This is a genomic window from Candidatus Laterigemmans baculatus (genome assembly GCF_010367455.1).
GTDB lineage: Bacteria > Planctomycetota > Planctomycetia > Pirellulales > Pirellulaceae > Laterigemmans > Laterigemmans baculatus.
This window is the reverse complement of record NZ_WRPR01000023.1, coordinates 49,145-60,111: the sequence shown is the minus strand read 5'-3', so window position 1 is coordinate 60,111 and position 10,967 is coordinate 49,145. Positions and strand designations below refer to the sequence as shown.

Here is a 10,967-nt window from a genome sequence, read left to right as displayed (position 1 = left end):
TTCCTCCCCTTTCCGTGCTTTTCCGTGTCCTTCCGTGGCCACCCTCAGTGCTCTTCGTGTCCTTCGTGGTTGCACTTCCGGCTAAATCCGGACATAGATCCGCCCCCTTTCCTTGTGGAGCAGCATGAGATTCACGGCGCGAATTCAGAGGTTGCTTCCGGCGCTGGCGGACGCGGAGCTCGACGGTTTGCTAGTCAGCGACCCGGTCAACGTCCGCTACTTGTCGGGATTTACCGGTGACAGCAGTTCGCTGCTGATCACCGGGCATGGGACGTCGATCCTCAGCGACCGGCGGTTCGAGACGCAGATCGCCAGCGAGTGCCCTGAATTGACGCCGCAGATCCGCGGCCCCGAGACGCGGATGACCGAGTGGATCGGGAGCGTCGTTCGCGAGGCGGGCATCAAGCGGCTGGGGCTGGAGGATCATGCGGTCCCGTGGAGCCTGCTGCGAGGAATTGAAAAGACGCTTGCCGGCGTTGCGCTGACGCCGACCAGCGGCTGGGTCAGCGAGCTGCGGGCGGTCAAGGACGAACAGGAGCTCGAGACGATCCGCCGCGCGGTCCGCTGCGGCGAGCGAGCGTTCGGGGTCCTGCGGGCTTCGCTTCGCGAGGGGATGAGCGAGCTCGAAGCGGCGTATTTGCTCGAAGCGGCGATCCGCCAGTTCGGCGGCAGCGGGTGTGGATTTCCCTCGATCGTCGCTGTCGGCCCGTCGGGCGCCCTGCCCCACTATCAGCCCGGGCGGGCGATGATCACCGCTGGCCAAGGCTTGTTGGTCGACTGGGGGGCGAGGTTCGAGGGCTACACGAGCGATCTGACGCGGACGCTGTCGATGGGCCGGGCGACGCCGCGAATGCGAGAGCTGTACCCGATCGTGCTCGAGGCCCAGTTGGCAGCGATTGAAGCGATTCGGCCGGGGGTCTTGCTCCGCGACGTGGACGCGGCGGCCCGCCAGGTGATCGCTGCGGCGGGCTACGGCGAAGCGTTCAGCCACAGCCTCGGGCATGGGATTGGGCTGGAGGTGCACGAGCCGCCGCGATTGGCCAGCCCCGAATCGGGCAAGCTCGCTGCGGGCATGGTGGTCACGGTCGAACCGGGGATTTATTTGCCTGGAGAGATCGGAATTCGCTTGGAAGATGACGTGTTGGTCACTCCCGGGGGCCACGAGGTCCTTTCTTCGCTGCCCAAGGGCCTCGAAGAAACCGAAGTGATTCTGTAAGTTCTGGACTTTTCCGGCCCGGCCTGCGACATCATGCGTCAGGCAGGTGCCGACAGCTTCGAAGAAATTGCTGGGGCCGATGGAAATGAGCGAAGGCGGAAAATCAAAATCGGACGACGTCTTTGACGTGGAACGCATCCGGCGGCTTGTCCGTTTGATGGAAGAACATGACCTCTCGGAAATCGACCTGCGTCAGCGGGAAGAGCGAATCAATCTGAAACGGGGCCCCGAGGCGCCGCCGATGGTGTACCCGCAGGCCCCTGCGGCGCCGGTGGTCCACCAGGCCCCGGCAGCGGCTGCCCCGGCGGCGGCCGCTCCAGCCCAGCCCTCCGCACCGGCCGAGGATGGTCCGAACATCGTGACGATCAAAGCACCGATGGTCGGCACGTTCTACAGCCGCCCGAATCCCGAGACGGACGCGTTCGTCAAAGTCGGCTCGATGGTCCAGTCCGACACGGTGATTTGCATCATCGAAGCGATGAAGGTCTTCAACGAGATCCCGGCCGAAGTCAGCGGCAAGGTCGTGGCGGTGCTGGTGGACAACGAACAGTCGGTCGAGTTCGGCAAGCCGCTGTTCAAGATCGACACCTCGGCGTAAAGGGCGCGGCGAGTTACTCGCCGCTGCCACCACGCCGTCGGTTCCTCTTCCCTCCACTGCCCCACCCTCCACGGAAAGTCTGCTCGCAGTGTTCAATCGCATCCTGATCGCCAACCGTGGCGAAATCGCGTTGCGGATCATCCGCGCTTGCCGCGAAATGGGGATCGAATCGGTCGCCGTCTTCAGCGAGGCCGATCGCGAATCCGCCCACGCGCGGCTCGCCGACCAAGCGATCTGCATCGGTCCGGCTCGCAGCGCCCAAAGCTATTTGGCTATCGACCAAGTGATCAGCGCCGCCGAGATCGGCAACGTCGACGCGATCCATCCGGGCTACGGTTTTCTCTCGGAAAACGCCCACTTCAACGAAGTTTGTCGCTCCTGCCAGATCGATTTCATCGGGCCCTCGCCCGAAGCGATGGCGATGCTCGGCGACAAGAACTCCGCGCGGGCTCTGGCCAAGCGAGCCGAAGTGCCAGTCGTGCCCGGTAGCGATGGATTGCTCGAAGACGACGCCGAAGCGGTCCGCGTGGCCAGCGAAATCGGTTTCCCGGTGCTGATCAAAGCGACCGCCGGCGGTGGTGGCAAAGGGATGCGAGTGGCCGCCAACGAGCTGGTCCTCAAAAGCGCCCTGCAGCAAGCCAAGAACGAAGCCCAAGCGGCGTTCGGCAACGCCGGCGTCTACTTGGAAAAGTACATCGAGCGTCCGCGGCACGTCGAAGTCCAAGTCATCGCCGACTCGGCGGGCAACGTCGTCCACCTCCACGAACGCGACTGCAGCGTCCAGCGACGACACCAGAAGCTGATCGAGGAAGCCCCCTCGCCGCGGCTCCCCGAAGACCGTCGGCAGGCGATGTGCGATGCGGCGGTGCGGCTGATCCGCGAAGCCAAATACACCAACGCCGGAACGGTCGAATTTATCGTCGCCCCGGACGACAGTTTCTACTTCATCGAAGTCAACGCGCGGATCCAGGTCGAACATCCGGTGACCGAAATGATCACGGGCGTCGATTTGATTCGCGAGCAGATTCGCGTTGCGGCTGGCCAAAACCTGTCCTTCGCGCAGGACGATATCCGCTGCCAAGGCGCAGCGATCGAGTGCCGCATCAATGCCGAAGATCCGAGCCGCAATTTCCAGCCACAGCCGGGCAAGATCGAACACCTGTTCGTCCCCGGCGGGCTCGGCGTTCGCTTCGATTCCCACATCTACGGCGGATACACCGTCCCGCCCCACTACGACTCGATGATCGGCAAGCTGATCGTCCACCGCCCGACGCGCGAGGAAGCGATCGCCACGATGCGCCGCGCCCTGGCGGAGCTCGAGGTTCGCGGGATCGCCACCACCGCCCCGTTCCACGATCGCGTCCTGCAGCATCCCGAATTTGTCGAAGGTCGCTGCGACACCACGTTTGTCGATCGCGTCTTTCTTAAACCGTAAAGTCCATTCCGGCTGATCCAACACCTATGGCTGCTTCGAAAAAAGATACCCAAGCTCCCCTGCGACGCGTCGCGATCCTGTTTGCCGGCGGTCCCGCCCCCGGTGCCAATGCGGTGATCTCGACGGCTGCCTTTTCGTTCCTCAACGAAGGGGTCGAAGTGATCGGCCTCAAGCACGGCTACAGCCGCTTGGCCGAGTACACGGCGTCCGGTCCGCTGCAGGAAGGCACCGACTACATCCGCTTCACCCACGAGATGCTGACTCACAGCCGAACCAGCCGTGGGATCATGATCGGGACCGCCCGGACCAACCCCGGCAAACACGTCAGCTCGCCCGAGCACCTCAAGGACGCGGAGCTTTCGGCACCGCTCCGCCGAGTCTACGAGGGGCTGCTGTCGCTCGGCGTCGATGCCCTGATCTCGATCGGTGGCGACGACACGCTGAAGACGGCCAACAAGCTCAAGATGTTCCAGGACAATCTGCCGTCCGATGCCAAGCGGCTGCCGGTCGTGCACCTGCCGAAGACGATCGACAACGACTACATGGGGATCGACTTCACCTTCGGTTACTTCACCGCCGTCGAGACGCTGGCCGAAGAGATCCGCAACCTGAACTACGATGCGGCGGCCGGCAAAGCCTACTTCCTCTGCGAATGCATGGGCCGCAGCGCCGGCTGGTTGGCCTATGGGGCGACGATCGCCGGCGAAGGGAGCATGGTGCTCAGCGTCGAGGACATCACCGGCGCGCTGGCCGGGGAAGAAGTCACTAACTCCGAGACTGGCCAGACCCGCAAGATCATGATCGTCGACCGGGTCATCGACCGGATCGTCGACATGATGCTCGCTCGCGAACGAGAGAAGCGCGAGTACGGCGTGATTGTGATCGCCGAAGGTTTGGCCGAGTACCTGCCGATGGAACGCCTCGAGGGAATCGAGCGCGATGACCACGGCCACATCAGCATCAGCAGCATCAACCTCAGCTCGATGTTCGCCCGCCTGATCGCCAGCCGCTATCAGGAGCGGACCGGCCGGGCCCGCAAAGTCAACGGATTGCAGCTCGGCTACGAAGCCCGCTGTGCCGCCCCGCATGCCTTCGACGTGATGCTCGGCTCCCAGCTCGGCGTCGGTGCCTACCGGGCCCTGATGGAAGAGCGACTCAATGGGGTGATGGTCAGCGTCACCGGCCAGCTCGACCTGCACTTCGTGCCGTTCGATGAACTCGTCGACCCGAAAACGCTCGTCACCAAAGTCCGCTTCATCGAACCCGGCAGCGACTTCCATCGCTTGGCCCGATTCCTCGAAACGGTCACCGACGACTGACGCGTCGCAAATCCGCTGCACGGGTGAAGGCTCAGTGAAATCAGCCGCCACGCGCTAGCGTCCGGTTACTGCGGAGTTTGCGGAAACCGGGGGCTAGCGCCCGGCGGCTGATGATTGACCTGGACAAGCCGCTCCCATTCCTGCCGGCCGTTCCGATTATGCGGGCTCTTTAGCCGCATCCGCCGCAAAAATTTTCCCCCGATGCCGGCTTTGGCCTCGGGGTGAACTATTTTGGTGCGGATGAGAACCGTGCTCGCCCTGCTCGTCCTGCTCGCAGCCAACGCCGCCGGGAATGCCCGCGGCGGGGAGTGGCTGACCGCGCCGAGCTTCTACACGCACGATCCTCATACGGGCCTGCGGACCAGCCAGTACGCCGCCCCGCCGCCGGCGGCGGTCCCACAACCGGCTAGCTTTCGCTCGAGCGGCTACACCCACCTCCGCAGCTCGATTCAAGTCGGACAATCGGCCGACAACTACCACCGCGTTGAACAGTGGGGCCCGCCGGTCCGACCCTACGGCGAATGGCGGTTTCCCTATCGCCCCTACTCGGTGCCTTATCCCGAGTGGGGTGCGCCGCTCGCCGGCCTGAATCTCGGCGGTTTCCCCTACGGCTACCCCGGCTACCACCCTGGCCCCGGCGGCCATCCGGGCCATGACCATCCGGGCGATGACGATTGGGGTGGGGGCCATCGGGGTGGGGGCCCCCAACCTCCGATGCCCTATCAGCCCTACCCTTCGGGGCCGCGTTCGCCCTATCCGGTTCCGCCCTACGCCGATGGCTACTATCCCTCGGTCCCGTTCCGCCCGCGGCTGCCCGACCGCCAGTTCTACTGGAAGCCCAACCAAGCCCCGCCTCAGTCCGCCAACCCGTAGCGGCTCCAACGACCTGCATTCTCCCTCCCCCTCTTCATCCGCGTTCTCCGTGCTATCCGCGGTCCCACTCCCTTCCGTGCCGTTCCGTGTCCTTCCGTGGCCACCATTCGCGTCATTCGTGGTTGTCCCCCCTTCGCTCCTCTTCGATTACGAGCACGAGCACCGCTTCACTGAGCACGAGCACGATACCTGACGTCCCCTCTCCCTTCCGTGCCGTTCCGTGTCCTTCCGTGGCCCCCCTGAAACCTAAACCCTGAAACCTGCTCCCTGCTCCCGGCTCCCGGAAACCCGCTCGAGGCGATACTTTGGGCATGGCAGATGCTTCGGCTGTAGTTCCGAGCACCGCCTCGCCCCTTCCCTCGACTGGTTGCACCGGAAAAGCGTTTCAGAGCATGTCTGAGAACCAGAATCCGCAAACGCCCGCGCTGCTCTCGCCCAATGATCCCGCAGCGGGCGTATTGCTGCACGTCACTTCACTCCCTTCGCCGTATGGGATTGGCGACCTCGGTCCCGCAGCGATTGCCTGGGTGGACCGGTTGGCGGATGCCGGTCAGCGGTGGTGGCAGATCCTTCCGCTCGGCCCTACCGGGCTCGGAAACTCACCCTACGATCCGCTTTCCACATTCGCGGGAAACCTGCACCTGCTCAGCCCCGACTGGTTGATCGAAGATGGGCTGCTCGAGCCGTCTGATTGCGAGCGAGTGGATCACCCGACGCATTATGTGGACTTCGATCGGATCCGCGTGATTAAGCCGCGGCTGGCGGAACTTGCCTGGAAGAATTTCCAAAGCCACGGGAGCACGGCGCTCCGCGAGGCGTTCGCTGCCTTCTGCGGAGCTCAGGCGCACTGGCTGAATGACTACGCCCTTTTTATCGCCCTCAAGGAGCGCTTTAGCGGCGCATCCTTCTACAGCTGGCCGCATGAGTTCGTCCGCCGCGATCCCGACGTGATCGCTCAAGCTCGCCAGGAGCTGGCACCGCGGATCGAGCAGGCCCGGTTTGGCCAATTCCTCTTCTTCCGCCAGTGGCACCGGCTGCGTGAGCATGCTGCGCGGCGGAACGTGCGGATCCTTGGCGACCTACCTTTTTTCGTCTCACACGACTCGTCCGAAGTTTGGGCGCATCCGGAATTGTTCCTCCTGGACGCGAATCGTCAGCCGCTGGTGGCGGCCGGCGTCCCACCGGACTACTTCAGCGCGACCGGCCAACTCTGGGGCAATCCGATCTACGACTGGAACGCCATGCAGCGGAACGAATACCGGTGGTGGATGAACCGGCTCCGCGCCCTGCTGACGCTGGTCGATGCGGTCCGCCTAGACCACTTCCGCGCCTTTGCCGCGGCCTGGCACGTACCGGCCGGAGCTCCCACGGCGGAAACGGGCAAATGGGTTCCCGGTCCCGGTGCCGACTTTTTCGTCCAAGCCCAATACACTTTCGGGCGGCTCCCCTTCATCGCCGAAGATTTGGGGCTGATCACCGACGATGTGCGGGCTCTCCGCGACGCGTTTCATCTGCCCGGGATGCGCGTCCTGCAATTCGCTTTCGACGGCGATCCCGACAACCTCTTCCTGCCCCACATGTACGACGAGAACACGGCCGTCTTCACGGGCACGCATGACAACGACACCACGCGAGGTTGGTACGCCGAGCTTCCTGAAAAGTCGCGGAAACTGGTCCGCGAGACGCTCGACCGCCCCGATCTCGATGCGGACGAAGTCGCCTGGGCGTTGATCGAGACGGCCTGGAGTTCCAAAGCCGGGCTGGCCATCGCCCCGCTCCAAGATCTGCTGAACCTCGGCAGCGACGCGCGGATGAACATCCCCGGCCTCGCCGCCGGCAATTGGTCGTGGCGAGTCACCGAAGAGATGCTCGACGATCAGGTCTTCGAGCGGCTTCATGAGCTCACCCGCCGCACCGGCCGAGAAGCGTCGGCCGTCCCCGCCCGCTGACGGCCTTTCACCATCACCCTCCCTCCGGGAAGGTCGGGCTCTCAGGCCCGGGGAGGGCTCACGGAATCGAGCCGCGGTCTGCGATCTACGACCCGCAGCGCCCTCCCCGCTCGTTCCTCGCGACCCTCCCGGGGGGAAGGTATCGTTCCGAATTTCGACAGAGCTCGGTGTCTGGCGGCTGATCCTCGGTCGGCGATTCTCTCTCACGCTCCTTCTCCCTTCGCGCGATTGGTTACCATAGGCTCCGTCTAACCCGCGGCCCCAGTGGAGCATCGCCCGATGAGTGAGTGTCCGACACCCGTCGCCCAGCGGCCGGCTTGGCTGCAGATCCACCCGGCTGACAATGTCATCGTTGCCATCGACGCAATTCCCGCAGGAGTCGAAGTCAACGGAGTCACGACGCGGCAGCCGATTCCCGCTGGACATAAAATCGCGCTCCGTCCCATAGAAACTGGCGAGCACGTCTTTAAATACGGATTCTCAATCGGCGCTGCGACGCGCCCGATCTCCAGCGGCGACCACGTTCACTCGCATAATCTCCACAGCGCGCTCGACACAAACCTCGAGTACGAATGGCGCGGCCCAGCACCGGCGGGGGCAGCCGCTGCGAAACCCAAGGTCCGCCAGTTCCAAGGCTTTCGCCGCAGCGATGGACGCGTGGCGACCCGAAATGAGATCTGGATCATCACCACGGTCGGCTGCGTCAATATGACAGCCGCTCGGATCGCTGAACGAGCGAGAATGGAGTTTGCTGGTCGCGGCATCGATGGCGTCTATAGCTTTCCCCATCCTTTCGGCTGCTCGCAGATGGGCGACGATCTAGCGTCGACGCAGGCGCTGCTCGGCGCGCTGATCCGCCATCCCAACGCCGCCGGAGTGCTCGTGATTGGGCTCGGTTGCGAACACAATCAGATCCGCATGCAGCTGCGGCAGGCCGGACTCGAGAATGGAGAAAGAGTTCGGTTTTATAACGCCCAGCAGGTGGAGGATGAGATCGAGCATGGCATGGCGTTAATCGGCGAGCTCGTCGAATCGGCCTCAAACGCCCAGCGCGAGCCGATCGATGCGAATGAACTTGTACTGGGAATGAAATGCGGAGGGAGCGATGGGTTTAGCGGCATCACCGCCAATCCATTGGTGGGCCGAATCAGCGATCGACACTGCGCCGGCGGTGGTACGAGTTTGCTCAGCGAAGTTCCCGAAATGTTTGGCGCCGAGCAACTGCTGATGGACCGAGCGGTCAATCGAGATGTATTTGAAAGAGTCGTCCACCTGATCAACGATTTTAAGGACTACTTCCGCCGTCACGGTCAGACGATCTATGAAAACCCATCTCCCGGGAACAAAGACGGTGGCTTGACGACGCTCGAAGACAAATCGCTCGGCTGCGTCCAAAAAGGAGGCAGAGCTCCGGTCGCCGAAGTCCTCGCTTACGGTCAATCCGCAACGCCGCGGCTCGGAGGTTTGGGATTGGTCAACGCGCCCGGCAACGACGCGGTCAGTTGCACCGCGATGACTGCCGCCGGCGCGCATCTGATCCTGTTTACCACCGGCCGCGGCACCCCATTCGGCGTTCCCGCTCCGACGGTGAAGATCTCCACCAACTCGGATCTAGCCAACCGCAAACCGTCCTGGATCGATTTTGACGCAGGGCCGCTGGCCGCCGCGGGCGCCGATCCCGAAGCGCTCGCCGATGCCCTCTTTGAGCGTCTGCTCGCCTTCGCCAGCGGCGAACCGACCCGCAATGAGATTAACGGCTACCGAGAAATCGCCGTCTGGAAATCGGGCGTCACGTTGTAGTCCCCTCTCCCCCTCCCACCAAAACCCGACCATGCCTCGCTCCCGCCTGGAAACCCTCTCTTTGATCGAATCGACCGGTGTTGTGGCGGTGATCCGCGCCGACAATGCGACTCAAGCCGTCGACGTCTGTCGCGCGCTCCGCGACGGAGGCGTCCTGGCTTGGGAGATCGCCATGACGACGCCTGGAGCGCTGCGGGCGATTGAGCAGGTGACGGAAACACTTGGCGACGAGGGAATCGCGGGGGTGGGCACGGTCTTAGATTCCGAAACGGCCGTAGCCAGCATCCATGCCGGTGCGGAGTTCGTCTTCTCGCCGATCGTCAAACCGCAAGTCATCGAAGCGGCTCATCGCTATGACCGGGTCGTGGTCCCCGGTGCACTCACCCCGACGGAAATCGCGACGGCTTGGGAAGCCGGAGCGGATATCGTCAAAGTCTTTCCGGCGAATCACTTTGGACCGAGCTACTTCAAGGACATCCACGGGCCGCTGCCTCACGTTCGCCTCACGCCGACTGGCGGCGTGGATCTGGAAACCGCGCCCGCTTGGATCAAGGCTGGAGCGGTCGCACTCGGCGTCGGGTCGTCGCTGGTCCGCAAGGACCTCATTCGCAGCGGCAACTGGTCGGAACTGAGCCGCCTTGCCGCCGACTACATCCGAGTCGTCGGCGAAGCGCGGCAAGCGACGCCATAGTCGCCTTTCGCTCCGCGAAAGTAGCGCCCCGCCAACGAAGGTCACTTCTCTCACCGAGCCTATCCAACATGCGCGAGCTCAAAGTCGCTCGAACTGACGCTGGTGAACTCCTCGACCAATTGCTGGTGCGTCAGCTCGGCGATCGACTCCACGATCCGGTCGGGCCGATAGGTGTACCGGGCGACGTCCTCACGACGCGTGCCCCCACTTAGAACCAGCACGGTTTTGAATCCGAGCTGCACACCTCCCAGAATGTCAGTTTCCATCGTATCGCCGATCACAATCGTCTGATCGGTAGTGAGACCCAGGGCTTTGCGTGCGTCGCGTAGCATCACCGGACTCGGTTTGCCCACGCTAAACGCCTTCACTCCGGCGGCAGCTTCGAGCAACGCGACCATGGCTCCGCATCCCGGTCGCATGCCAGACTGCGTCGGGCAGTTGGGATCAAGGTTGGTAGCGATCAGCTTCGCACCTCCCAAAATCATTCCCAGCGCCGCTTCCATCATCTCAAAGTTCAGCGTCCGCCCCTCGCCGACGACGACATAATCCGGGTCTTTGTCGACGATCGAGTAACCATTGTTGTGCAGCGCATTGAGCAGCCCTCCTTCACCAATCACATACGCCGTGCCGCCCGGCTTTTGACGGGCCAGAAAGCGAGCCGTGGCCATCGCGCAAGTGAAGACATGCTCTTCGCCCGCATCGATCCCCAGCCGCTGAAGCTTCGTCGCCACGTCGCGGCGTGTCCGCTGGCTGTTGTTGGTCAAAAACAGAAACGGGATCTCGGCTGCTCGCAGACTCGCGATGAACCGATCCGCCCCGGGAATCAACTGCCCGCCGCGGTAGATGACGCCGTCCATGTCGATCAAGTAACCGTACATTCGAAACTCTCCTGCAACACGTAACTCGCTGCGGTATCCACAACCGCATGGTCAGCATGCCGCGAAGAGAATCGGGCAAAAAGCCCCCCGGCGGGGGACGAAGGGTGTTACGGGCAGCAACTCGCCAGAGCGTCAGCGGAGCGGAAGTCGGCGAACGCGGAGCAAAATTGCCTTGGCCGATCTGCTACGGAAACGAAGCGCCCTTCCG

At 63.4% G+C, this 10,967-nt stretch carries 9 protein-coding genes; 8 read left to right on the top strand and 1 reads right to left on the bottom strand.

The window, feature by feature from the left end; all coding sequences use genetic code 11:
* Window positions 1-124 precede the first annotated feature (124 nt).
* The 8 genes from GNK13_RS04810 (at window position 125) to GNK13_RS04775 (ending at window position 9,881) form a co-directional block, all read left to right on the top strand.
* On the top strand, window positions 125-1,216 hold the full coding sequence (locus GNK13_RS04810; protein WP_164101312.1) for a M24 family metallopeptidase: 1,092 nt from the start codon (window positions 125-127) through the stop codon (window positions 1,214-1,216).
* A gap of 79 nt (window positions 1,217-1,295) precedes the next feature.
* Window positions 1,296-1,814 carry an acetyl-CoA carboxylase biotin carboxyl carrier protein gene (gene accB, locus GNK13_RS04805; RefSeq protein WP_390622496.1) on the top strand — a complete coding sequence of 173 codons (519 nt, stop codon included), beginning with the start codon at window positions 1,296-1,298 and terminating at the stop codon, window positions 1,812-1,814.
* A gap of 88 nt (window positions 1,815-1,902) precedes the next feature.
* Complete coding sequence (accC, locus tag GNK13_RS04800; RefSeq protein WP_164101311.1) at window positions 1,903-3,249, top strand: acetyl-CoA carboxylase biotin carboxylase subunit; 1,347 nt, start codon at window positions 1,903-1,905, stop codon at window positions 3,247-3,249.
* Window positions 3,250-3,275: 26 nt separating this feature from the next.
* Complete coding sequence (locus GNK13_RS04795; RefSeq protein ID WP_164101310.1) at window positions 3,276-4,568, top strand: 6-phosphofructokinase; 1,293 nt, start codon at window positions 3,276-3,278, stop codon at window positions 4,566-4,568.
* Window positions 4,569-4,808: 240 nt separating this feature from the next.
* Window positions 4,809-5,441 (top strand): hypothetical protein, encoded by a 633-nt coding sequence (locus tag GNK13_RS04790; protein ID WP_235934786.1) that lies wholly within the window; start codon window positions 4,809-4,811, stop codon window positions 5,439-5,441.
* A 392-nt stretch (window positions 5,442-5,833) separates the two neighbouring features.
* The gene (gene malQ / locus GNK13_RS04785) at window positions 5,834-7,390 is read left to right on the top strand and encodes a 4-alpha-glucanotransferase (protein WP_164101309.1); all 1,557 of its coding nucleotides are present in this window, start codon (window positions 5,834-5,836) and stop codon (window positions 7,388-7,390) included.
* A gap of 279 nt (window positions 7,391-7,669) precedes the next feature.
* The gene (locus tag GNK13_RS04780; RefSeq protein WP_164101308.1) at window positions 7,670-9,190 is read left to right on the top strand and encodes a UxaA family hydrolase; all 1,521 of its coding nucleotides are present in this window, start codon (window positions 7,670-7,672) and stop codon (window positions 9,188-9,190) included.
* A gap of 31 nt (window positions 9,191-9,221) precedes the next feature.
* A complete protein-coding gene (locus GNK13_RS04775) occupies window positions 9,222-9,881 on the top strand; it encodes a bifunctional 4-hydroxy-2-oxoglutarate aldolase/2-dehydro-3-deoxy-phosphogluconate aldolase (protein ID WP_164101307.1) in 660 nt (219 codons plus the stop codon).
* Between the two features lie 59 nt (window positions 9,882-9,940).
* On the opposite strand, the gene GNK13_RS04770 is transcribed toward GNK13_RS04775, so the two are convergent.
* Complete coding sequence (locus GNK13_RS04770) at window positions 9,941-10,759, bottom strand: TIGR01457 family HAD-type hydrolase (RefSeq protein ID WP_164101306.1); 819 nt, start codon at window positions 10,757-10,759, stop codon at window positions 9,941-9,943.
* Window positions 10,760-10,967 lie beyond the last annotated feature (208 nt).